General features: G+C 40.9%; 25 protein-coding genes. 9 read left to right on the forward strand and 16 right to left on the reverse strand.

The window, feature by feature from the left end; genetic code table 11:
• Positions 1–160: 160 nt before the first annotated feature.
• The gene (locus DV942_RS03000) at positions 161–2617 is read right to left on the reverse strand and encodes a TonB-dependent receptor (protein WP_145855202.1); all 2457 of its coding nucleotides are present in this window, start codon (positions 2615–2617) and stop codon (positions 161–163) included.
• 377 nt (positions 2618–2994) lie between these two features.
• On the opposite strand from DV942_RS03000, the gene DV942_RS03005 reads away from it, so the two are divergent.
• Positions 2995–3453: a MaoC family dehydratase gene (locus tag DV942_RS03005; RefSeq protein ID WP_090985606.1), complete on the forward strand. Its 459-nt coding sequence runs from the start codon at positions 2995–2997 to the stop codon at positions 3451–3453.
• A 158-nt stretch (positions 3454–3611) separates the two neighbouring features.
• Positions 3612–3845 carry a hypothetical protein gene (locus tag DV942_RS03010; RefSeq protein ID WP_090985604.1) on the forward strand — a complete coding sequence of 78 codons (234 nt, stop codon included), beginning with the start codon at positions 3612–3614 and terminating at the stop codon, positions 3843–3845.
• A 305-nt stretch (positions 3846–4150) separates the two neighbouring features.
• On the opposite strand, the gene DV942_RS03015 is transcribed toward DV942_RS03010, so the two are convergent.
• From DV942_RS03015 to DV942_RS03040, 6 genes are all read right to left on the reverse strand, one after another.
• On the reverse strand, positions 4151–4537 hold the full coding sequence (locus DV942_RS03015) for a hypothetical protein (protein ID WP_090985601.1): 387 nt from the start codon (positions 4535–4537) through the stop codon (positions 4151–4153).
• Between the two features lie 228 nt (positions 4538–4765).
• Positions 4766–5482, reverse strand: a complete 717-nt coding sequence (locus DV942_RS03020; protein ID WP_090985599.1) for a DUF92 domain-containing protein — start codon at positions 5480–5482, stop codon at positions 4766–4768.
• 44 nt (positions 5483–5526) lie between these two features.
• Positions 5527–6225, reverse strand: coding sequence for a DUF1826 domain-containing protein (locus DV942_RS03025; protein ID WP_090985597.1), 699 nt, complete (start codon positions 6223–6225; stop codon positions 5527–5529).
• A gap of 199 nt (positions 6226–6424) precedes the next feature.
• On the reverse strand, positions 6425–7027 hold the full coding sequence (locus DV942_RS03030) for a DNA alkylation repair protein (RefSeq protein ID WP_134203769.1): 603 nt from the start codon (positions 7025–7027) through the stop codon (positions 6425–6427).
• A 308-nt stretch (positions 7028–7335) separates the two neighbouring features.
• On the reverse strand, positions 7336–7725 hold the full coding sequence (locus tag DV942_RS03035) for a response regulator transcription factor (RefSeq protein WP_244278849.1): 390 nt from the start codon (positions 7723–7725) through the stop codon (positions 7336–7338).
• Positions 7726–7874: 149 nt separating this feature from the next.
• Positions 7875–8147, reverse strand: coding sequence for a DUF3253 domain-containing protein (locus DV942_RS03040; protein ID WP_244278848.1), 273 nt, complete (start codon positions 8145–8147; stop codon positions 7875–7877).
• Between the two features lie 177 nt (positions 8148–8324).
• Between DV942_RS03040 and DV942_RS03045 the strand changes: the two genes are divergently transcribed.
• A complete protein-coding gene (locus tag DV942_RS03045; protein WP_090985589.1) occupies positions 8325–9395 on the forward strand; it encodes a glycosyltransferase family 4 protein in 1071 nt (356 codons plus the stop codon).
• 1 nt (position 9396) lies between these two features.
• Positions 9397–10443: a glycosyltransferase gene (locus tag DV942_RS03050; protein WP_090985585.1), complete on the forward strand. Its 1047-nt coding sequence runs from the start codon at positions 9397–9399 to the stop codon at positions 10441–10443.
• On the opposite strand, the gene DV942_RS03055 is transcribed toward DV942_RS03050, so the two are convergent.
• A complete protein-coding gene (locus DV942_RS03055; RefSeq protein WP_134203770.1) occupies positions 10440–11261 on the reverse strand; it encodes a glycosyltransferase family 2 protein in 822 nt (273 codons plus the stop codon). The genes DV942_RS03050 and DV942_RS03055 overlap by 4 nt on opposite strands.
• Before the next feature lie 237 nt (positions 11262–11498).
• Between DV942_RS03055 and DV942_RS03060 the strand changes: the two genes are divergently transcribed.
• On the forward strand, positions 11499–12293 hold the full coding sequence (locus DV942_RS03060) for a murein L,D-transpeptidase catalytic domain family protein (protein WP_134203771.1): 795 nt from the start codon (positions 11499–11501) through the stop codon (positions 12291–12293).
• Here DV942_RS03060 and DV942_RS03065 read toward each other — a convergent pair.
• The 4 genes from DV942_RS03065 to DV942_RS03075 form a co-directional block, all read right to left on the reverse strand.
• A complete protein-coding gene (locus DV942_RS03065) occupies positions 12290–13819 on the reverse strand; it encodes a L,D-transpeptidase family protein (RefSeq protein ID WP_244950812.1) in 1530 nt (509 codons plus the stop codon). The two genes, DV942_RS03060 and DV942_RS03065, sit on opposite strands and share 4 nt — an antisense overlap.
• A 417-nt stretch (positions 13820–14236) precedes the next feature.
• A complete protein-coding gene (locus DV942_RS03070) occupies positions 14237–15136 on the reverse strand; it encodes an SDR family oxidoreductase (protein WP_090985578.1) in 900 nt (299 codons plus the stop codon).
• 97 nt (positions 15137–15233) lie between these two features.
• Positions 15234–15392 carry a hypothetical protein gene (locus DV942_RS23390; RefSeq protein WP_159435265.1) on the reverse strand — a complete coding sequence of 53 codons (159 nt, stop codon included), beginning with the start codon at positions 15390–15392 and terminating at the stop codon, positions 15234–15236.
• 124 nt (positions 15393–15516) lie between these two features.
• Complete coding sequence (locus DV942_RS03075) at positions 15517–17190, reverse strand: alpha/beta fold hydrolase (protein ID WP_134203773.1); 1674 nt, start codon at positions 17188–17190, stop codon at positions 15517–15519.
• Positions 17191–17344: 154 nt separating this feature from the next.
• On the opposite strand from DV942_RS03075, the gene DV942_RS03080 reads away from it, so the two are divergent.
• Together DV942_RS03080 and DV942_RS03085 are read left to right on the forward strand one after the other, a co-directional pair.
• Positions 17345–18202 carry a helix-turn-helix domain-containing protein gene (locus DV942_RS03080; protein WP_090985574.1) on the forward strand — a complete coding sequence of 286 codons (858 nt, stop codon included), beginning with the start codon at positions 17345–17347 and terminating at the stop codon, positions 18200–18202.
• A gap of 73 nt (positions 18203–18275) precedes the next feature.
• Positions 18276–19466 carry an FAD-dependent oxidoreductase gene (locus tag DV942_RS03085; protein WP_145855206.1) on the forward strand — a complete coding sequence of 397 codons (1191 nt, stop codon included), beginning with the start codon at positions 18276–18278 and terminating at the stop codon, positions 19464–19466.
• 179 nt (positions 19467–19645) lie between these two features.
• On the opposite strand, the gene DV942_RS03090 is transcribed toward DV942_RS03085, so the two are convergent.
• Together DV942_RS03090 and DV942_RS23395 are read right to left on the reverse strand one after the other, a co-directional pair.
• Positions 19646–20347 (reverse strand): type 1 glutamine amidotransferase domain-containing protein, encoded by a 702-nt coding sequence (locus tag DV942_RS03090; RefSeq protein ID WP_222431153.1) that lies wholly within the window; start codon positions 20345–20347, stop codon positions 19646–19648.
• 7 nt (positions 20348–20354) lie between these two features.
• On the reverse strand, positions 20355–20498 hold the full coding sequence (locus tag DV942_RS23395) for a hypothetical protein (RefSeq protein WP_186462409.1): 144 nt from the start codon (positions 20496–20498) through the stop codon (positions 20355–20357).
• A 153-nt stretch (positions 20499–20651) separates the two neighbouring features.
• Here DV942_RS23395 and DV942_RS03095 point away from each other — a divergent pair, with 153 nt between their 5' ends.
• The gene (locus DV942_RS03095; RefSeq protein ID WP_145855208.1) at positions 20652–21542 is read left to right on the forward strand and encodes a GNAT family N-acetyltransferase; all 891 of its coding nucleotides are present in this window, start codon (positions 20652–20654) and stop codon (positions 21540–21542) included.
• A 96-nt stretch (positions 21543–21638) separates the two neighbouring features.
• Here DV942_RS03095 and DV942_RS03100 read toward each other — a convergent pair whose 3' ends face one another.
• Both DV942_RS03100 and DV942_RS03105 read right to left on the reverse strand, forming a co-directional pair.
• Positions 21639–22292: a hypothetical protein gene (locus DV942_RS03100; protein WP_145855211.1), complete on the reverse strand. Its 654-nt coding sequence runs from the start codon at positions 22290–22292 to the stop codon at positions 21639–21641.
• 65 nt (positions 22293–22357) lie between these two features.
• The gene (locus DV942_RS03105) at positions 22358–22945 is read right to left on the reverse strand and encodes a Crp/Fnr family transcriptional regulator (RefSeq protein WP_145855213.1); all 588 of its coding nucleotides are present in this window, start codon (positions 22943–22945) and stop codon (positions 22358–22360) included.
• 278 nt (positions 22946–23223) lie between these two features.
• On the opposite strand from DV942_RS03105, the gene DV942_RS03110 reads away from it, so the two are divergent.
• Positions 23224–24633 carry a serine hydrolase domain-containing protein gene (locus tag DV942_RS03110; protein ID WP_145855215.1) on the forward strand — a complete coding sequence of 470 codons (1410 nt, stop codon included), beginning with the start codon at positions 23224–23226 and terminating at the stop codon, positions 24631–24633.
• Positions 24634–24764 lie beyond the last annotated feature (131 nt).

Consider the following 24764-nt stretch of genomic DNA (forward strand, 5'->3'; position numbering starts at 1 on the left):
AATGAAAAGCGGGACTGGCGGGCCTCCAAGGACCGCAAACGCTCATTTCATATAACATATCTTCAATTAAAAAGATTGCTTCGTCGTTCCTCCTCGCAATGACTGATAAAAGAAATGCGGTAAATCTATTGATCTGAGGCAAAAGCATTTTTTTTAACTCTTAAAGTGGAATTATCACTTTAAAACTTAAATTCCTGCCCATATTGTAAATCCCCGACCGGCCATTGGGTGATCGGTTATAATATTCAAAATACTTCAATCGGTTTAAATTAGACTGATAAGCCACATTAAAAATATTATCGGCCTGAAGAAATATATCGCAGATGGTTTTTCCTTTTTTTGTTATCAGCGTTGATCCGATCCCGCCGTTAATTAAGGTATAGCCTGCCGTAAAGCTTTCTGTATTGTCAAGCGCATAAAATTTGTCCTGATCGGCGAAGAGGGCAGCATCTATTTTGATATAAGGTTTATCAAAAATGCCTATAGGTTTTTGAGCGGTTGCCTTGATTTCCGTCCTCACCTGCAAAGGCGGAATAAAAGGTAGGTATCTGGCCTCATCATCATACTGATCCAATAGTTCCCGGTTTTGATTCAATCCTATGGTATAAGCTAAACTATTATTAAAACTCAGCCATTTTAAAGCGTTGGGATGCAGATTGATAGAAATTTCCGCACCGTATAACCTGGCTTTTGATTGCTGGTATTGATAAGTGAGGTTTCCCGGAACAATAACCACCGGATTCTCATTGGCATCGGTTAAGCGTGATTGATAAATGTAGTTTTGGATCTGGTTATTAAACAGTTCCAGGCTGATATCGGCATCTTTTAAATAGGCGATCATACCAAGATCTTGCTGAAGGTTAAATTCTGGTTTAAATGTCCTGTTCCCTAAATATACAATGTGCGCACCCGGATCCAGTCCGTTGGAACCGATTTCTGTAATGTTTGGAGCCCGGTAACCCCTGGCAATGTTGGCCTTAACCAAAAACCTTTCTGAAATGTTGTAAGTTAAGCCCAGACTTCCAGATAAACCATAATAATTTTTAGTAAAAGATGGAAATTGCAGTTTTCCAGTTAGGTCGCCAGCACTTACCCGTTTATCAAAACCCGTTAGCATGTTAGTACCCACATAGAAATCATCCCAATTGATGTTTCTCCTGTCGATCCTGATTCCTCCTGAAACATCTACCTTACCCATTGATTTTTTTGCAAAATAGAATGCACCAATATCAAAGAAGTTATAATCCGGGATTGGAAAATCGGTAGCGTCCTTACTCTTGTTAACCTGGTACATGCCATTTAGTCCAACAGTACTTTCTATACCTGCAAAACCGGGCAGGTTGTACTTAAGATCATAATTAAAAGTGTTTAGTACCACGTAAAGCCCGGGCTGATTTGGCCTTGTAGGATGATTATATTCTCTTCTTACACTCTGTTGGCCGCCAACCAATACATTTAAATCACTGGTTCCGAATTTGAACTGACTCGTGTTATAAAAACGGAAGTGTTGAATGTGTTGATGTAAAGGGTTAATGACATAGGTATTCAGATGGTGTTTTGCCACAACAGGCCTGTTTTTGATATCGTCTCCGTCATCCAACACCTGCCTGGTAAATCTTCTTGATAAAGAATCTCTACTGCCGTCGGGAATTTCCATTACATTATCGTAATAGGTAACGGCTGTTTTAGAGAAACCCCAGCTTTTATCTAACCTGGCACTGGCAGATAGATTGTACTCTCTAAAAGCGGTTCCATACACCAATCCATCAATCTTATTCCGGTAATTATGTGCCGTTTTTCCCGTAGCCCTAAAGGTATATTTCCAATCATTTCTGACGTAAGCCAGCCCTACTGATGAACCAATCATTCCGTTATTGCTTTGATAATTTGCGGTAAAATCGCCTTTTAACTTCCCGTTTTCAAAACCAGGCGTGTAGGGGATCATATTAATTACACCAGCTAAAGCATCGGACCCATAGGTTAAACTGGCCGGACCTTTTACCACCTCTACCCTGGTAATGGCGTATTCATCTACTTCAATTCCATGTTCGTCGCCCCACTGCTGTCCCTCCTGCCTCAAACCATCATACAAAGTTAGCACGCGATTATAGCCTAAGCCCCTGATAAATGGTTTAGAAACGTTTGGGCCGGTAGTAACTGCTGTAATACCCGGCACGCCTTTCACAATAGCATCTATTAAATTGGTATTTACGTTTTGGTCCATTGTTTTTCTGGAAAGTACAGCAATGGGTACCGGGCTTTTCCGTAGTTGTGTGGCCCGGTTTACCCCGGTAATGACTACATCGTTTAAGTTGGCAGCCAGGCTTAACAAATCGGCATTAACCGTAACAGTATCTGCTTTCAAGCTTACCCTGACTGTTTGAGTCTGATAACCAATGCCAGAAAACACCAGATCACAAATACCGTAAGGAACTTCTCTTAATACATAACTTCCTGTATGGTTTGATTTTGTTGAACTTTTACTACCTGAAACTTTAATGGTGATATTTTCCAGAACTTCGCCATTTGATGTAACTATGCCTTTAACTGTCGCATTTTGGGCAATAGCATTTAGCGATATCAATAAACAGCAAAAACAAATGGATAGCAATCTCATAAAAAACGATTTATCTAAATATAATTTTAGACAAATCTAAATTTTAATTTAAATATATCAAATAAAATATTTAGTCAACATATAATATCATTTTGAATTTTATCGCTATCTAGGGGAAGTGTTAGTGTGCTAAGCTTAAGTCAAAGCCTGACTTGTGCTTTTAAATTATTGATTGCTGAAGGGAAGTCTGTAAGAACATATCCTTTCCTGGCCTATTCCTATCCAAGAAACCCCTATTTAAATGTTCTTGTCCCGGTATCGTAGCAAACATCGTGTTATCACAGGTGATTGGTCATAGAAAAGTAATTGAAACTAAACAGCTAAAGGATTGTTGTGCCTAAGAATTTAAAACAATACAAACTTTTTAACTAAAATATATGTTGGTGATCAATAATTTCGAGGAGTACGAATCCTATCTGGGTAAAGAACTAGGCATTTCACAGTGGCACACTATAGACCAGGAGCAGATCAATAAATTTGCGGATGCGACTTTAGATCATCAATGGATTCACACTGATACCGAACGGGCTAAAAATGAAGGGCCATTTAAGGCAACGATTGCACATGGCTACTTAACCCTGTCCTTAATCCCCTATTTATGGAAACAGATTGCCGATGTGCGCAATATTAAAATGGAAATCAATTATGGTATTGAACGCTTCAAATTTGGCCAGGCTGTTTTAGTGGATAATGAAGTACAGTTAAAAGCTAAACTTATGTGCATCAGCAATTTAAGAGGAATTACTAAAGTAACCATCCAGGCTACGCTTGTGATTAAAGACCAGCCTAAACCGGCTTACGTAGGCGACGTGGTATTCTTATACCATTTTATATAAATGCTGGTTCGATATGAAAACCCGAAGAATTTCATTTTTTATTCTTCTGTTGATTTAACTCGATAGGCACCCATACGTTTTCATGATTGTTACATTAAGGTGGAAACAATCGGGCTGGCCAGTCGTTAATTTATAGAGAAGATCAATAAAATTAAGATATGGAAAACATCATCACCCCTGTTCAGTTAATCAACAACCATGCAAATAACGGTAATAAAGCGACTTTAAAAATCGGAAGTAAGTTTCAATGGGATCCTAAATATGCCTCCAAAGAAACACCTTCTTTTGATTCGTTTAAAAGTGAAATCGAAAATTTTTACGAATACAAACTGGTATTTGGTTATGAAGGCGCAGTTGGCCAAAGTATTTACATGGTAACCGGTGTGAAATAAATACTGCAATCAGTTCTAACTATCATCATAGCTGGCACCTGACTACTCACACTTGACCAAAATGATTAGGTCAATAAGACGTTTAGCGTAAAGTTTAATATATAAAAAGCCCTGATATCCATCCGGGCTTTTCTTATCAACTAACCTAAACTTATAAATACTAACCAAATATTTATACTGCAAAACTAGATATCGATTATTAATCCAGTGTTAAATATTTATCATCTGTTAAGTGCGTTTGATACTTAATCGTGATCGATACTCATGGTCAGTTCTGATTATAAAAAATTGAAGAATCTCAACACTTATTTCGCAGCCCGGGTTGCCTTATCAAAAGATAACAGCAGGTTCTTTTGATCAATCTGATTTAACGGCATTTCATGTACATTTTTACCCAGGCCTGTCGTAAAGTAAACATCGGCTTTAACGGTCTCTCCTTTGTCAATACCATCTTCAAATAGCGCGATCCCAAACAGGCTGCTGTCTACTTTTGATGAGGCCTTAATACTCACTGTACCCAGCGCATACTTGCCATTATTCTTCAGGGTAACAACGCCCTGTTTATAGGTGTAACTTACTCCTTTCAATGTTTCCAGGTAGGTTTTATTTTTACTGGTAATCGGTTGATAGGTTTGGCCGTAACCTGAAAATCCACAGGCTGCCAGCACTGAAACAAAAATGATTTTTTTCATGATCTTATAAGAACTAAACAATACTTAAATATCACAAAAAAGCTTATTATAAAATCAGCTAAAACAAACTTTCAACCGGATAAACGAGGGATTTTACAAATTAATGAAGAAAGGCGTAAAAACACTGATATTCAAGGTTTTTTAATACATTTTAGCCTGAAAACGACACATAAATGATAGCACATCACTTCATCGATTTTCACCATATGCATTTGGATAATAATATCTCTAACCGAAAATTATTTTCATCACCATAACCAGCAAGGCTGCTGTTAATGTATTTAAAAAATTAACCATATTATTGCCAATTATGCCTCTACGCTCCAGCACAGCACCCAAAATAGAATCAGTCAGGTTTCCCGCCGTGCCGGCAATAATGATCAAATAAAAATTCATATTCCATCCAGATCCAAGCGCCTCAATAGCTGCTATAATAATACTGCCTGCCACACCGATCAATGTTCCTTCTAAACTGATTACCCCATCGTTTCCACAGCGGTCAGGTCTGAAAGACATCACATTAAAGAAACGCCTTCCATAAAGCATCCCCAGTTCAGATGATAAGGTATCTGATGTGGCTGAGGCAAAAGCGGCCGCCATTGCCGTAAGCATTAAATAGTTCAGCGAAGGATAAAACAACATCACTACAGCCGCTATACCGGAAACCCCGGCATTAGCCAATACCTGGAGTGCCGTACGGCCATTCCTGGTTTCGGTTATCGTAGCAGAAATCTGTTTTTTATTTCGCTGCCATGAAGTGGCAGCAGAACCCAAAATAAAAAACGTGGTCATCATCGCCAGGCCGGTGTAACCAGCCGCAAAATAAATCAAGCAAGCCAGTATAGCTCCGGCAAACGCCGCTATAACGGTAAGTTTTTTAGCTAAGATACTGTAAGCCATACCCGCCAGAACAATAACAGGCAAAAAGATAACGCTGTTGAACATCCTTCAAATATATTCGAATTATTTGTGAAACTTAAGCTAACCAATTAGCAGATGAGCAACAACCTGCACTCTCCTTCTTTTTCCAGCGGTGCCCGGTGGATACAGGGTAAACATTGTTGATCAGGATGAGCTACGGCCAGTCTCCACAAATGACCTACTTCCAATTTTACAGGCCTTGCACCTGTTTTAGCCTGGTAATGCAGGTCAAAATAATGCTCTGTCAAAAAACTTTCAAATTCTTCCTCTGAACCCTCGTGCAATTCGCTAAGCTTTTGTCTGATTTCCGGCACCCGCACTTTTTGTTCAGCTTGATCATTAGGTAAGATTTCACTCACAGCCCCATAATAAGTACATAAAAAAGTATCAGTACCAACAGGCGAACGATCTACATGAAAAGAATATACATCTGTTGATATGAAATCGAATTCTTCGTCACGCTCGTAACTTTTAATTAAATTTAACGAAGGTGATGCACCAGCGTCTGTTAAGCGTTCAAAATCGTGCAAGATCTGCGTTCTCGCAGTATTTCCTGGCTCTGAAAGGTTGAGCGCCCGGAGATCATCCATCGAAATTTCCGTGAGATTTGTCTTTAGTTCGAGTTTAGATACAATTTCTTTAAAATCGCCTGATAGGTCTCGCTGCCAGCATACGGCATTCAGATCGCCCTTAAAAACCGTATCCATCAGTTGAGAAAAAGTGGAGACCACTGTAACCTGCGTACTTTCAGAAAATTTGCTTTCCATTTATATTTAAATCACACAACCATTTGCTGCAAAAGTAAGGATTACGTTAAAAGACCAGGTGAAAATGACCTTATTTTTAGAAAGAATAACTGGGCAACGCATTTTAAACGTTTTGACTATCGTCCAATCTTAACAATTAATACAATATCATTATAAGATTATGATAAACCCAAAGACAGGCTTTATTAAGTTTGATACTTTATTTTCCCATAACAAGCCGGTAGGTAAATGCAGTTTTTTTATCTGTCAAATCCCATTTCGAAACTTCATCCAAAACGGCTTGCTTATGCTTCTTGCTGATATCGCGAAGGGCATTGCCTACTGACTTCCTCAAATATTCGCTGTCATCAGATTTGTTTGTACCGATCAGCTCAATGGCAATTTGCGGATAATCTTTAAAGTAAGGACGGCCCGTCCAGATGCGGAGTCCTTCAGTCACTGCTCTTTTTATATTGGGGTTAAGCGCTGAAAGCCATTTTTTAATCACAGGAATACTTTTTCCGTAACCTATAACTTTGCAATATTGGTCGAAAGCTTTTGCCAGCATTTCCTGTACCCGCCAGTTTTGATCATCTGCCACGCGTGTTTCAAGGAGCAAAAGTGCTTCCGGGTGGGTTGGCGAGAGTATCCCTAAAATATAGGTGGCCAGCATCCTTACCTGATAACTATCATCGGCTAAAAACTGAAGCGCAAGGTCTAGATGCGATTCATCCTGATTTGCCAAAATCTGGTCGCCCGCATCGATAATGTGCTTGAAGCCATGTTCGATTTGCTTGATATGGTCAATGATTAATGGTATCATTCCTCAAGGCATAGGTTATTGTTGTACTGCTTATCCGTCCCTGGCCGGTGGATCCGATATTTTAACCCGAGATCAAGACCAGATCTATCACTCAAATATACGATCTTAAATACGTCCCTGGTAAATTTTCAGGTCAAAAATCAACCTGTTCCGTAATAGAGAAAAAATGAGCCTAAAAGTAAAACGGGCTGAACTTCACAGGTATCAGTTATATGCTGCCGATAATAAACTCCGGTTCGAAGCCTTATCAATAGCTTTATTATGATCCGATCAATAGCCAATTCATCTGTTCAAGCTATTATAAATGTTTAGTTTACGACAGCATTCACTCTGGCTACAAAATCATCGATACTGAAAGGTTTCGCAATAAAATCGTCTGGATGGCATTTTCTATTAACGTCTGCTACAGAGCAATGTGCAGACATCATCAGCACCGGAACACCAAGTGTACGCTGATCATTTTTTACCTCCCGGCACAAGTCGTGGCCATTTCCGTCAGGAAGGCGAACATCCAAAATCACCAGGCTCGGATCAGTAAAAAGCAAATCTTTTCTAAAGCTCCGTATATCAGGATATAATTTAACCTCATAATTCTCTTCATCCAATAACAATCCTATGATCTCCCTGATATCACGATCGTCCTCTAAAACCATTATTTTCTTTTTCATCATCGTTCCCATGTGTATCAATATAACCATTTGGATGCCATTTGGTTTTATGAATTTAGAAACAATTAAACCTCCGCATAAAAGACACTCATTTATTCAAGTCAGGCTGGTGATTACCAATCCTGCAAAATTATTGGATTGGTTTAGAGAGAAGCCTGATATCTCAATCAGGAAAAGGTTCAGCCCACCACTTGTTTAATTCGGACAGGTCCCTTAATCTTTTTAACATCTACTTCCTTACCTTTCTGGGTAATTGAAATTTTTCCATTATTGCAAAGGTCTATCGCCACCTCCATAACGGCCGCCATTTGTTCCCGCCAGCGACCGGGGAAGAGCATTCTGGCAATTTCTGATGGGCAGGTGCTTTTATCAGCCCCCCGCTGTTCAGCCACAGCCAATATGCGTTCTGCTATTTCTTTCTTTCCTTGCATCACCACTAAAACGCAAGCCATCTATAATTGGTTTTGAAGAATGCCAGCACCAGACCAGTAAACGGTAAAACAACATGTTGCAGATACATTATCGAGATTTAAAATATACAAATCCACAGAATAAGCATTCGGCTTTAGAATTACTCAAAACTTTCAGCGTTTTATCAAGTTCTTATTGTAGCAACTTTAAAAATCCAAATGAATATCGGAATAATAGCACATCTAAAACATCCCATCCGCAAGCCATATATGGGCGGACTGGAGGCTTTCACTTACGAAATTACCAAAAGACTCATTGCCAGGGGACATACGGTTACCTTATATGCAAGCGAACTGAGCGATCCTGACCTCAATGTTAATGTGATACTTACCGATGTGGATTACGACAGGGAAACGCTGAGCAGGTTCAGGGCTCATGAACTTAGTGAAGATTTTATATCTACACACCATGCTTATCTGGAACTGATGCAGGATATAGACGGCCGCAAACATGATGTGATCTTCAACAACAGCCTTAATTATGTTCCGCTTACCATGTCTACCATCACAACCACGCCAATGGTTACCGTACTACATACGCCTCCTATTTTTGAAATGAAGCGGGCCATGTTACAAGAACGTAAAACAGGACGAATACGTTACGTGAGTGTTTCTAAACCCAATGCACTTGCATGGCAGCCTTTTCTTAATCATTGTGAGGTGATTTGTAATGGCGTGGATATTTCACTATGGAAGTTTTATGCAGAACCCACTGGAAATTACGTGGTCTGGTTTGGAAGGATCCATCCTGATAAAGGCACACACATTGCTATACAAGCCGCAAAAATGGCAGGATATCCAATTAAACTGGCCGGCAGTATTGCTGATACACATTATTTTCAGACTTATGTTGAGCCGCTGCTTGGTGAGGGTGTGGAACTGCTCGGAAACTGCAGCCATGAAACACTTAATGAATTAATAGGGAATGCCAGATGCGCGCTCATTACTCCTTGCTGGGATGAACCATTTGGTCTTGTTGTGGCCGAAAGCCTTGCCTGCGGTACACCCGTAGCGGGGATCTCGCGTGGGGCGCTTCCCTATCTGGTAACTGCCGGAACGGGTTGTTTAACGAGCAGTAACGATCCTGAAGAACTGGCAAACTGCATAACCAAGGCTGTTGATATGGATCGGGCAACCTGCCGACGCCAGGCAGAAGAAAACCTGGATATCGAACGGATGATCGATGCTTACGAAATATTGTTAACAGAGACCGTAAAAAGCGTAGCCTGATATGGAAATCGCTTTTTACGTCCATCACCATGGATCAGGCCATTTGATGCGGTGCCTGGCGATTGCCTCTGCACTTAAAAATTGTCACATCACTTTTTTGGGAAGCAGGCTTGAACAGTATAGATCACTGATTCCTAATAACATAAAGCTCATTTCCCTGCCGATGGATACGCCTGGCGATCAGGATCTTGACGTTGTGGATCAAAGCCCGGTCGGGCTGCATTATGCACCGCTAAATGTTAACGGACAACTGCAACGGGTAAACACAATCACCAGCTTTTTGGCCAGTAACCCCAATTTGCTGTTTATTGTAGATGTTTCGGTTGAAGTGGCTATGCTGTCGAAGCTCTGCGGCATACCCACAATCGTGGTGAGGCAGCATGGCCTGCGAGATGATTTACCACATCAAATCTGCTACCGCAATGCGATTGGATTATTAGCCCCGTTTGATGAGCGGATGTCTGGCCAGGTGCCGGAATGGATCAGCAACAAAACCTTTTACACTGGCGGGCTTAGCCGGTTTGCACCAAGTGCAGATTTGTCTGATGCCAGCAAACGGAATGTAGCCGTACTGATCGGAAGTGGTGGCACAAGTATAAACAACCATTTTTTGGAACATCTGTCTGTTCAATGCCCGCAATGGATATTCCATATTGTAGGCAATATCCACAGTTCGAAAAACATCGATAATTTACATTTCTACGGAAAACTGGAAGATCCCCGCACTGTTTTGGCAAACTGCTGCCTAGTAATAGGCAATGCCGGCCATAACACGGTGATGGAATGTGCTTCGCTCAACAAACGTTTCATTGCCATATCCGAAGAACGTCCGTTTAAAGAACAGGAAGAAAAAGCACGTATTATCGAAGGCCTGGCACTCGCAGTACACATCCCCGCTTCTGAAATATTCCAGGTTGATTGGGAAGAAATACTTGAAAACTCGTTAGCCAGTTGCCCCAACTGGAATGGATTAATCAGCAGTGATGCAGCTGAACGTGCTGCAGCCTATTTAATGCATACTCACCGCGCTGTTTTTCAGCACAACTAAGTTAATTTAAGCGCAGTTTCAATTTCCGGGGCTGAAGGCATGCGCTTTAATTCAAGACTATCTTTAGACCATTTGATTAATCCCGCGCGTTCAAACTTGCTTAGCCAGCCTTCCATAGGCCAGAGACCCCATTTTTCCCGAAAAGCCTTTGCATTGCTGATGATGTCTAGAAGATGGTTCATTGGAGGGTCGTAACTTGGATGATATTGATGGAAGGCTGTTGCGCTTATAGTAATCATCGGTATTGCTTTTGCTTTAGCGGAAAAAGCGAAGTCGGTATCTTCTGCCCCATAACCGATAAAAAGCTCATCAAATCCGCCAATTTCCTTAAAAGTGGTTTTCCTACAGCCAAAATTAAGCGACCAAAAAAGTTCATAAGGATATTGATCAATATTTTCACGTATGGGATCTGCTATGCTATATTCCATCAGACGTTCGAAAAGGTCATTTTTTTCCATCGCCTTAGCGGTTAAATAACGAACACGACCGGAAATAAGTGAATCAGCGCTGGAAAAAGCTTCAATATAAAGAGAAAGAAAATCTGGTGCCGGGATACAGTCAGCATCGAGAAATATTACCTGATCACAAGATGCTAGTGAAACCGCAGCATTTCTTGCCGCTGCCAGCGGTAGTTGATGCACACTGTTCACCACTTGCTGTTTGACAGGAAAAGTTGAGGATGGCATTTGATAGGGTTCCTCATTCATATGTATAACCACGAGTTCAGCGGGTTTTGGTGTGCAGCGTTCCAATCCACGAACCATATTAACGAGTGCAGTACGTCGGTTTTTAACGATCGTAACCAGTGAGATATCCATATTATAGTTAACCGTTACGAAGGTCAAAAAGTTTAGCAGAATCTGGTCGTAAACATTATTTAAATAATAGACAGGAAGTATTTTAAAACACCGGACCGATTTTTATCATCATCATATGATTGTCAGCATTTTGCTTATTTTGGCAAATCGCTTACCAATGTCGTATATTTGTTACATATCAAATCCAAACAGCCTATAGCAAAAAAGCCCTACTTAAATCATTTCAACTAGTTATCTATGAGAAAATATATTCTGGGCATCTTCTGCATCATTTTATCATTAAGCTTTTTCTTATTGGCTACGAGTGGTAAAAAAACAGGGCATCTAAAAACTGTTGCCAGGGTTTCAACCCCAATTAAACCGAGTTATGCTGCGTATGTAAAATCACTTTATAACCAGGTTCATTTAAAGGATTCTGGTTTGACCTACCCTGTTTTTGAAAAAGCACTTACAGGATATTATAACCTTAAGGAAGCTGGTAGATTGTCTGAGCATGCACTTTTAAGTATTGCCGATTTTGATCAAAAAAGCACCAGAAAAAGGCTTTATGTGTTAGACTTAAGTAAAAAGCAAATTGTATTAAATACCTGGGTGGCACATGGGCAGCGCAGTGGTGAAGATGAAACGGTAACATTTTCCAACCAAAACGATTCGTATAGCAGCAGTATCGGCTTTTACGTTACCGGTGAAGAATACGTAGGCGCCCATGGAAGATCGCTTCGCTTAGATGGTATGGATGCGGGCTATAATGATAATGCGAGGATGCGTTCCATTGTTATTCACGGTGCACCATATGTAAGCCAGGGTACCATTGAGGCTTTAGGGCGTTTAGGACGCAGCCAGGGTTGTCCGGCGGTGAATCCTAAACTATCCGATCAATTGATCAGTGCAATGGGCGAAGGAAGCGTGCTTTTCATCAATAAAAGTGCAGAAAAATATGCTTCCCGTTACCTGGACGAGAAGCAGGCCGCACTGGCTGCGCTACCAGCCCTGAACAATAATACTGATGAGGGCCAGTTCCACATGGACTAAGCCTTATTCAAGTGCGTATAAAGTACAGCATCCTGACCATAAATATCGTTGGCAAACATCAGCTTACCGCTACTTGAATCTTTCCAGCAGGTAAAGTAGACCAGGTATACCGCAACCTGTTTGGTAAGAGAAATGTTTTCGGCTTTTGGATCTTTGCTTTGCATACCTTCTTTAATTTTATCGAATTTTCCGCCTGGGCCAAAAAGCACCCTGGCAAGTTCCAGAGGTTTTTCCAGCCTGACACAACCATGGCTTACCGCCCTCACAGCCAGGTTAAAGGCAGCTTGGGCTGGTGTATCATGCAGGTAGACACTGCTTTGGTTATTAAAAAGGAATTTGATTTTACCCAACGAATTGTCGGCGCCCGGCTGCTGCTTGAAGGTATAGGTTTTTCCTACATCAGGTGCAGACCAGTCGATAGTCTCCGTATCCTCAACCTTTTTTCCTTTATAAAAAACATCAATATTTTTGTTGCTTAAATAATAACGGTCTTGAGAGGCATACTTCACAATTTCATTACTGGCTATACTTTCAGGGATATTCCAAACCGGATTAACCTGCACACTATGGATCATACTTTTCAGTTGAGGAGTTTCCCGATTAAATGCCCGGTCTTTTTTCAGGTCATTTTCATCATATTCAGTTAAAGGGGTTGACTGTCCGGTATTGCGACCTTCCCCCACACATACTTTCATGCTTAAAACCGGTTTTTGTTTTTCCATTACCTGAAGTTCAAAAGCCGGGATATTTACCCATACATATTTATCTTCCTGTTTGGCAGTGTGCCATCTCAGGCGTTCCATATTTACTTTTATAATTCGCTTCGTTTCTTCAGCAGAATGACCAGGAGCGGTAATTTTTTGACTCAGCGCAGTCTGTAGCATTCTATAGGCTTCAGATTTGGGTTGGATACTATCTAAAAAAGCTGTGATGTTACTGGTTTGATATGGCTTTTTAAACGAAATGGAATCTGGTCTGAGTACCTTGGTGTAAAATTGTGCAAATATTTTTCTGGGGCTTACTATTCCGTATTGCATAGCCGCCGTATAATCGGTAATAGCGCCACTTGCAATCAATTCGAGATCAATAACCGCATCATAAGCTTTATCAATCGTATTTACCTCTGTTTTGGAGTAAATTTTCTCTAACGCGGCGTTTAATTTAGCGGCCTGGAAGTTTTCAGCCGAAAGACCGTGTTCTTCTGCCGCACTAATCTTTTTCGCTGCATTTTTTAATCCACTGTCGGGAAGAAATTTAGCTATTAAAACCGGTTGGTAATCTGCCTGCTCATAAATTTGCTCCGTAAATTTTGGGTTCGACATCGATTTCCCTCTTTTGCTTAACGCCGCTTTCAATTTATCGCTCAACACCTCAGCATCAAGGTCTTTGTATAATTTAATGCCAGTAATTTTGGTTAGTTCGGCACCAGTTTTTGATTTAGGCTTGTTACAGGCCTCCATTAGTATCAAACATGGTAAAAGCATCAATAGGCTTCTCAAAAGTTTAGGTACTTGTTTATTGTTCATGCTCATATAATTGGTTTTTCGCCAAATTGTTTTTACAAAGCATATAATCACCTGTTAATTAACGATTTATTTTTTTAAGAAATTAAGATTACGACGTTTACAAAAGTGCGGCATTCCACTTCTGATAAAATGTATTTGGGAGAAAATAAGGTTGTAACTTAAATTGTTCAGGCTGAGCGAGGCCAAGCTTAACAAAATATCAAAACCTCTTAAAACATTTTAAAAATTGCTCCAAGCGACCATTGACGGCCCCAACAAAAGAATCGTCATCTCCGTAGCAACGCGAAGTGGAAAGATCTTTGGATTAAGTGACCGAAATCAAATTAAAAGATCTCTCCACTGCGGTAGAGATGACGATCATATCGCTTACATTAATGTTTATGCAATAATTTATCCCTCAGGATGCGCGTTGATCTATTAAGGATGCCCGCTTCCACCAGCGGCACCGTAAATCTGTCCGGTTGCGTAACTTGCGCTATCATCTGCCAATTGCACATAAATTGATGCCAACTCTGCTGGCTGGCCTGGCCGCGCTAAAGGCGTTTGTTCGCCAAACTTTTCAATTGCATCCTGTGGTTGGCCGCCACTGGTTTGCAGCGGAGTCCATACGGGGCCCGGTGCCACGCCATTTACACGAATGCCTTTAGGGCCAAGTTGTTTTGATAAAGATTTTACGAAAGCCACATTGGCTGCTTTTGTCTGTGCATAGTCAAAGAGGTTTTCTGAAGGGTCGTATGCCTGTACTGAACTGGTTGATATAATCACCGATCCAGGTTTTAAATGTGGTAATGCAGCTTTGGTAATCCAGAACGGAGCATAAATATTGGTTTTCATCGTGGCATCAAATTGCTCTTCACTTAATTCAGAAAGTGAGTCAACCGCCTGTTGTTTACCAGCATTATTTACCAATATATCCAGACCGCCCAGTTTTTCTACCGCGTCATTGACCAATTGCTTGCAAAATTCGCTGTTGGTAATATCACCAGGGATAGCGTATGCTTTTTGCCCGGCATCGGTAATAAGCTGAACTACTTCATCGGCATCAGTCTGCTCTTCAGGCAGGTAATTGATTACCACATCAGCACCTTCACGTGCATAGGCTATGGCTGCTGCCCGGCCAATACCAGAATCTCCGCCTGTGATTAAAGCTTTTCTGCCCTTCAACCTGCCCGAACCACGGTAACTTTCCTCACCATGATCTGGTTGAGGGCTCATTTTACTGGCCAGCCCGGGAGGTTGCTGTGGCTGGCGCTGAAAGGGAGGTTTAGGATATTGCTCCAACGGATTCTTTAATGTTGTATTTTGTTCATTTTTCATGGTAAAATATTTTGATGTTTGCTTAAAGCAACAAGGCTAAAATGGCCTTTGTTCAAATTATTTTCATTTAAATTCGTTAATCCTGTGAAGAATGGACTTAATAGTTACCACTGTAAACGTTTTCCTGCCCGATAATAATCTGCACCATCGGATTTTTAGCGAACTGCCCGGCGTGATCCCTGTTGTTGTTCAGGTAGCGGAAAAAAAAGCCTGGTAAACCTGCGTAATTTGATAATGAAGATGTTGTTTTTGCCATATCAGAGTATTGGGTTTTAACACTCGTTTCCTATAGTTCTCCTCTATACCTAATTGTGCTTCTTTGTACATGAAAACAAAATACAAAAGCCAATAACTGCATTTTAATGATCAATCAATTGATATTACTTATCCTTTTTGAACGGAGGAGCTAAAAAGTTAAGAATAAGTCTGTTCAAGTAATCTGGTCGCTCAAATGGCACATAATGTGTGGCATTCGGCACGATTTCCAGCTGGGATTTAGCAATACTGGCTGCAATGAGCTTAGTATGCTCGGCTTTAATTACATCGTTACTGCCAGCAACAACTAATACAGGATTTTCGATTTGCTGCAATTGTTCAGGAGTCATATTAGGTTCCGCCAACATTAGCTGAATCAATCTGAGGTTTTGGCCTGGGACTTTCGCCAGTAACTGATGTTTAAAAGAGGCCATCAAACTGTCTGAAACACCAGACGGATAAAGGTTGGCACCTATGGTTACAATTTTGCTGACCATATCCGGATGTGCCAGATTAAAACTTACTGCGGTATTCCCTCCGTCGCTCCAGCCAATGATATTCACTTTTTTCAAATCCAACGCGGTAAGTACTTTGTATAAATCGTTAGCAAATTTGTCATAACTATATGGCTCTTCAGATAAATCAGTACTCCTTCCCTGGCTTCTGGTATCAATGGCGATAACCCTGAAGTGCTTTGCAAAAAAGGGTATTTGACGATAAAAATCTGCTATGCTTCCATTATTTCCATGTAAAAGTATCAACGGTTCTCCTTTACCATACTGTTCAGTGTAAATTCTTGCATCACCAAGATCAATATAACTACCTCTCTTATTCCTTCCGTAGCCGCTTTTAATGGATTCCTGCTTGTGCTGATAGTAATCTGCTAACATCGCAATATCCGGACTGTTATCAGCCAATGAATTTTCCTGCCGCTTTAGGTTTTCCCCTCCTTTCTGGTATCGGATATCCAGATTAGCAATAAACGTTCCCGCACTTGTTTCCCAGTTTCCCTGTTTTTGATATCGGAAAAGAAGATCCTTAGCCAGGGTCTTTTTTGCTGAAACCCCAAAAATAAAATTTCCACTACTGTCTGGCACATAATCAACAAGCTGCAGGGTTACGGCAATCTGATCCAAACCTTCAAAATTCAGATGATATGGTGCAAGATCTATTTTTTGCCAGCCTACAGAAGTAGTCCGATAGGTAATAAGTTTTCTTAAAAGATTGCTGTCTGGTAAATTATTTTTTACCGCATATAAATTAAACTTTAAGGTAATAGAAGCGTATTTTGAGCTGGGGATAATGTAAAAGTTATAAGCTTTAAGTACAGTCTGATTATAGATCTCAAAAATATTTCCCTGTTCAATACTTGGAACATTTTTGTCAAACATTCTGGAAAAAGTTATCATCGGTCTGGATCGCTGCCCTATAAGCTGCTCCTTCATTTTGTTCCCTTTTATAACCACTTCAGCCATATCAAAAACCTTTTCTTTAAGGGTAACCAACATCCCGGGTTTGAATTCTGAACGCCCAACTTGCCGGTCATTAAAACCAACGGCGCTGAAGATTACAGGACTTTGTGATAAGCTATCCGGGATAACCAGTTTAAACATACCGTCGACATTGGCTACAGTACCGACTTTACTATTTTTAATACCTATTGAGCAATGCGGAACGGGTTGCTGGTTGGAATCTTTTACAACACCGGTTAATATGTATTGTGCGTTTGCATTAATGAAGATAAACAGCGCTAGTAACGTGAAATATAGTTTTTTGAAAAGATGTATTGTTATTTCCATATTAACGAGATGATAAACCAATCAGATTGGTTGCATCAATACACCTAAAAAATAACTTCACCCGATGGATTCCACAACATTTACCTATACTGATCAACAATGCCAGCATAAAGCTTTTGATCTAAATTTCTAATATCTTTGTTTTATTCTGGCTATGGCAAAAAGAGCACAACACATCCCGGTTAACGTTTTACCAAATGGCACCAGCCGTGGCATCATGATGTTAAGAAAACACTTTGATGGGTTCCCTGACAATGAGCAGGTTAGCAGGCCCCATCGTGATGATGGCTATACCTTTATATTGCAGGAAAAAGGAATCACCAATATTGAGATAGATTTTCAAATCTACAGCATTCAGGCTCCTGCAATCATCTACCTCCATCCGAGTCAGGTTCACCGACTCATCGCATTTGAAAAAGCCGAACTCAGTACCTGGATTATCGCGGAGGAAAACCTCCATCCTGAGAACCTAAGGATGTTAAACGAGCTGATGCCGGCAAGTGTTTTATCACTGAGCAATGAAACACTTGCCATTTTTTTGCAGGTGGCTGGTCTATCTCATACCCTTTACACAAAACCTGACGAAAACTTATATCGTTCCACATTGATAGAGAGCATTAATAGCCTGGCCGCACTCACCAGTTCACTATATCAGGCCCAATCCAGCCTCACTGAAAACCGCACCAGGTTTAATATCGTAGCCAGAGCCTTCAGAAAGGAATTAGACCTTCGTTACAAAACCGTAAAGCGTCCGGCATTGTATGCAGATTTCCTGAACATCTCTGTTTCATATCTCAATGAATGTATAAAGACTGCTACAGGTCAATCGCTTTCAAACAATATCCAACAACGCGTAATGCTGGAAGCTAAAAGGCTTCTTTATCATTCAGACAAATCAGTAAAAGAGATCGCAAATGAACTTGGTTATGATGATTATTCCTATTTCATAAGGTTGTTTGTAAAAGTAACCGGATCAAAACCGTTATACTTCCGGAATAAAAACCGCGGATAGTCCTATACTTACGCCTTATAGACATTCTTTAAACGCATTCCATGACGTTCCTTTGTGCTGTTAAACAAGCCATATGGAAACTTTAAAAAAAATAAATTTGATAAACGGACTCGATATCGCAATTGTTGGTGGAGGACCTGGCGGACTCGCCCTTGCGCGATTATTACAGCTTAAAGGTGCTCGCGTGAAAGTGTATGAAAGAGATCTTAATCAAAAGGCACGCGTACAGGGTGCAATTGTGGACCTGCACTATCATTCAGGACTGAAAGTGCTTGAAGCAGCGGGACTGATGGATGCATTTAAGGCCCGATATATGCGCGGGGCAGACAGCTTCAGGTTAGTAGATGAAAATGCGAATGTATTAGTAGATGATTATTTTCAAAGTGGCCGATATACGTTCGGCGACGAACATTTTCGTCCCGAAATTGACAGGGGTGCCCTTAGGGATATCCTGATCGATTCGTTACTACCGGGTACGATGGTTTGGGACAGTCAGCTGATTCACCTGTCTCTCAGGGACGGGCGATGGGAAATGCAATTCAAAAATGCCACTCATGCCAGCTCGGATCTGGTTATCGGCTGTGACGGGCATCGCTCCGGCGTCAGGGAATACCTAACAGATATCCATTCAGTGTATTCGGGCGCCAGCATCATTCAGGGAGAGATTGATGCCCCCCGAACAGCTTGTTCTGAACTGTACTCCATGATCAACAATGGAAGCCTTATGGCAGCAGGACAGGGAAAGATGCTGATGGTACAGCCAAGGGGCGACGGCGGCCTGACCTTCTATGCAGCGTCTATGTACCCGGAAAACTGGGAAAAAATTAGTGGTATAGATTTCCGTATTCCGAGGGAAGTATGTGATTATCTCGATAATTTTTATGATGGCTGGCATCCGGCATTTCATACAATGTTTAGCGCCTGTACACACTTCACTTACCGTCCACTCCATTATCATCCGTTAACACTACGTTGGCAAACCAGACCAAACATTACGGTTTTGGGAGATGCCGCTCATCTGATGCCGCCAAACGGCGAGGGTGTGAATCTGGCGATGCTGGATGCGCTTGACCTCAGCGATTGCCTGACCAACGGCGCGTATCAAAATATTGAAGACGCATTAATGGCTTATGAAAAATCGATGTTTGCAAGAGCTTTGCCTATCTGCGGGGAGACCGTAGAAGGCATTAAGGATTTTGCTTCACCCGGCAAAGAATCTATCCGTAAACTCATACAGATTTTTGGAAATGATGAAAACATTTGAAATAAAAGGGAGTGAAAATGCAGGATGTCTCGGTGTTACCCCATTTAAAATGATGATGTTAACACCGCCATCATCAGATAGCGGTGTTATTAACCTAATCAGATTAAGCCGAAAGCGAACCTAACCTTATTAACGGTTCGGACTGCATGTTACGCAGAATATAAACTGATATAATTCAACTAATTATTCGCCTTTTCGGTCTGATTTAACATATCGATAAGTGCCTTCGCCACCGGACCAGCTGACAAGGGATTTTGACCGGTAATGAGTAAACCATCCTTTTCCACATGGGATAAAAATGGCACAAGCGCTGTTTTTACCGCTGCACCGAACTCTTCCAGCCTGGTTTGAAGCAGATAGGGTACATTACCACTTCGGCCCACCAAAGTTTCCTCGGCATTACTGAAAGCAGAGATGATTTTTCCCTTTAAAAAACCCGGACGTTGCACTTCAGCACTGATCAATGCCGCTGGTCCATGACATACTGCAGCGACCGGTTTACCAGCATCCAGGAAATCCAGGATTAAAATTCCGCTGTTATTGTCTTTTGCAAGATCCCATATTGGACCATGGCCACCGGGATAGAAAACCGCATCGTAATCATTAGACCTGATCTGATCTAAAACCTGGGTGTGTGAAAAGGCCGCTTTCGCTGCCTCATCGTCATTGTACCTACGGTTAGCGCCGGTTACATGTTCAGTTAATTCACTCATAGGATCTACAGGAGGCCTCCCTCCTTTCGGACTGGCTAAAGTTACCTGATAACCTGCATCTATAAACTCATAATAGGGACCTGTAAACTCACCCAACCAAACACCTGTTTTTCCATCAGTATTTTCCATCCCGCTATGTGATGTTAATACCATCAATATCTTCTTCATAAAAGTCTTATTTAATATCATCAGGTTCTAGTTCATTTCCTTCTTCATCAACACGCTGGTGTTCGTTCCAGTTTGAATCCTGGTCGGTTTTATCCTGCTGCTCCACATTTTCCTCCTGTGGTTGCAATTTCTTTTCTTTAGGGTCTGCCATAACAATGATTTTAGTTTAAATAACAACAGCGTCGGACAGAAATAGTTCAGTAAAATGAATAATATGCGTAAATTCCAGGTTGCTTAAACCCACAGCCTGTTATTTATAATTGATTAAAAATTAATAACCTATATTTATATTAAGAGACTTATCATGATCAAAAAAGAAATTTTAACAGACAGGCTGATATTGCGTGAACTGGAGACACATGACCATTCGTTTATCTTTCAGCTGGTTAATTCTGCAGGCTGGCTGGAATTTATTGGCGACAGGAAGATAAAGACAGATGAAGATGCGCTGGCCTATGTTGAAAAGATCATAGCTAATCCCTCAGTCAAATATTGGATAGTTAAACTGAAGGCAAATGATCTGCCGCTGGGAATTATCACACTTATTAAAAGAGACGATCTGGAATATTATGATATTGGTTTTGCTTTTTTACCGGGCCATACAGGAGTCGGATATGCCTATGAAGCTACAAGCGCCGTACTCGATATGCTTCCGGATTCGATTCTGACAAATAAAATACTGGCCATTACAACAGTTCGAAACAGCCGCTCAGTAAAGCTACTGGAAAAATTGAAATTTAACTATGAGCGCCAGGTGGACATTGCAGGAAAAACGATGTTGCAATATGCTTTAAGCACAGATGAGATACAGATCGGTAAAATTACCCGTTCGTTTTTTAAACTATTTGATAATACTTTGAATGAACCTGATTTTGAACCGGTTTATCAGCTATGCACTACTTCTGCAAGCATCATCAGAAAATCTGCTATCCATGCAGATGTTTACGGGCTGGAATCTTTTATTGAGCCAAGAAGAAAAATATTAACAGATGGTACATTACAACAATTCACAGAATTCGAAACAGATGAAGAAACCAGGATTATCGGAAATATCGCACAGCGGTATTCAAAATACCGTAAACAAGGAATGCTAAACGGCGTTTATTTTGAGGGCCGCGGGCATAAGTTCTTTCATTTTATGAAAGAGGCAGGCGAATGGAAAATTGCACACGTTATCTGGGAGGATGAAGTTTAAATCTAAATAAGAAAGCGATAATGTATCCAATTTCCAAAACCAGTTTCAGCTACTTTTGAGCCTAACCGGGAAGTCTCGGATATTGCTGATTTTAAATCATTGCGTTTTCCTGATCAGTAAACGGTAAATGGCCAGGCAACCCGGAATCATCGGAAGAATTGCGGTCCACATGCCCGGAAAGTAATACTGCCCCGTGGTTTTAACATAAAAATTGGACATCATCGGGATTGTGGTACCTTTAATTGATGCTGTCAATGAATGCGGATCATTTGGAAGCAATTCAGGGGCAATCAGCGGAAAAATAAAATGGGTAAATTCTGCTACACCCGGACCGATAAATATAAACCAGGCTACAAATCCGGCAATCGGTACTTTATAATACAGCCCAAGTGAAGTAAGCGTATAAATAACCGGACCGATTAGCGCAAACACCATCAAAAAACTCCTTTCGCTCCACGGAATACCAAATAGCCTGCTCATGGCCGGCGCAAAGCCCATGAGGTATTCCTCAACAATGTGAATCTGTAAAGCAGCAACGGTAAGGATAAAAAGCGGTAGAATAATGTTGGGTTCTACCGGCTTTTTCAGGTAGGTAAAATACCAGCAGCACAGGCCAATAAGTGCTGAGCCTCCTACAATGATAACAGGCGGAAGCCCGATAGCAAGGTATCCTATAATGGGTGCTACAACCGTAAAAGTACAGGCTGCCATAAAGCTTAACTTTCGGGAAGATGATAACGGATTTTTCATAATAGATGAATTTTAACCCGAAAGTACAACCCTGTCACGCCCCTGCATTTATCATATGATAAAAACTATTTCATAGCCCTGATTCTGCTTAACGATACCTGTGTAATACCGAGATAAGAAGCCAGATCGGCCAGACTGATGCGTTGCAAAAGTGATCCGTGTGCTTGAAGAAATTTATGGTAAGCGATCTGAGCTTTTTCTTCAAGGGTACCGCCAATTCTTTCCATCATATTTACCGCAGCAATTGCGAGAAGTTTCCGGTAAAAGGTTTCCATGGAATGATACCGCTTGCAAAGCATTTCCAGGTCATCGTAATTGAGACAGGTAATCTCGGTATCTTCAAGCGCTTGTACAGCATAGGCAGAAGGCCGTTGAGCTAAAAAACTGTCAAGAACCGTAAACATACTTCCTTCTGCGAAAAAGCGCATAATAAATTCCCGGGTATCGGTATAAAAGAAAGTTTTAACCAAGCCGCTGTCTATAAAACAGATCCGCTTACATACCGTTCCGGTTTCGAGGATCAGCTCTCCTTTACGATATTTCTTTTGATAAAGTTTTGATCGCATACTTTCGTTTGCTTCGCTTTCGAGAGGGGAAAGTGACGAGACAAAAGCTAAAAAATTAGTTGCATCTGCAAAGTGATCGGTGATCATGACTACAAATTACAAAAATAGCGGTAAAATCTGGTTCAACATTATATTTAAATCTGCAAGAAACGAAATAATCGGTTTGATCTGATGGAAGTAATAATGATAACCTTTTTAATAAAAAAAGCTGCGGGAAACCTCCGTTATCCCACAGCCGTCATTGACTAACTAAATAAACAAGTTTGAATACCTGATTGATTGGCTGATACAGGAATGTAAAAATTCATGCTGAGATGCAACGCGCCTATAAATCTGGTGTCTTATTCTTAAATACCTTAACATCTATGAATAAAACCGGAATTATTGCTCTGCTATTGCTTACCTACACCAACATTTTTGCCCAGAAGACTTTTCGTGACAAGCTCGATAGCGTGTTTACCTTCATGTACAATCAAAATCAGTTTAACGGCTCTGTATTAATAGCCGAGAAAGGTAAGATATTGCTGGCAAAAGGTTATGGTTTTCGCGATACTTTATCCAGGTATCAAACAAATGAAAATACCATTTACGAACTGGGATCTTGCTCAAAACAGTTTACGGCTACAGCCATTGTACTGCTGCACCGGCAAGGCCTGCTGGAATATGATGATCCGGTGACCAAATACATTCCCGAACTGGGCAGATGGCAAAATGTTACAATATATGATCTGCTTAGGCATACCAGTGGCCTTCCTGAATATATTGGAGACATGGCCAAAGGATGGGACCACAGCAAAATTGCCTCCAATAAAGATCTGATCGGATTCTATGCAGCCCGGAAAGATACTTTGAGTTTTAAACCAGGCAGCATGCACCGGTACAATAATACCAACTATGCGCTTATGGCCAGCATCATTGAACGCATTTCTGGCAAAACTTACGCCGATTACCTGAGGGACAACATTTTCAGGCCACTAAAGATGAAATCTACATTCGTATATAACAGAAGACAAAATCCTAAAAAGATAAAGAATTATGCTACCGGCTATGTTTGGAAGCGCAAGTCATTTGATAAAATTACGTCCGAAAACCCGGATTACGGAGATAGTGTAGTGTATTACCTGGATGGCATTGTAGGTAGCGCCAAAGTCAATTCTACTATCCTCGACCTGTATAAATGGTTGAATGCATTAAAATCAAATACCTTTCTTACTCCCAGCGAATTTGAACTGATGACTGAGGTGACAAAAACCTCAAAAGGAAAAAACATCCCTTATGGTTTCGGACTTGAACTTTCCGGAGGGAAAAACAACCTTTCATTTGGCCATACAGGTAGCTGGGATGGTTATGCTTCTTTTATTTATCATAAGGCAGGTAAAGACAGAACCATTATTACCCTCCAGAATTTTAAAATGGGTGCTTACCCCTTTGAGACCATTAACCAGATTTTGGATAATCGCAAAATCGAGATAGAATATCCTAAAAAAATCACCTTATCAGCCCCGCAGATCGCACAATATGAGGGGACTTACATCAGCAAGGATGATGGGGAAGAACAGCTGATTACTTACTTAGATGGCCACCTGGTCCATAACACCAACCGGATTAAATGGGATATGCGTTTTTTCCCCATTGCTGAGAACGAATTTCAGGGCATCAGGCAAGGTGGCGCAGATGGCATGCTTAGGTTTACGCAATTACCTGACCAGGAGATAAAACTCGAAATGCTGGAGTATGGCAAAGTGATAGGAACCGCCTTCAGGAAAAAACAATAATTAAAACATAAATGATTTTAATAAGAAATCACTTAATAACCTGAGTTTGATTATTAATATTGTCTCTCGTTAGCTTATATCGGTTATTTGATTAAGAGGCCGTCAAACTGAATTCATTTCAGGGTCTTTCC

Source organism: Pedobacter suwonensis (assembly GCF_007833675.1).
GTDB classification, from domain to species: Bacteria; Bacteroidota; Bacteroidia; order Sphingobacteriales; family Sphingobacteriaceae; genus Pedobacter; species Pedobacter suwonensis.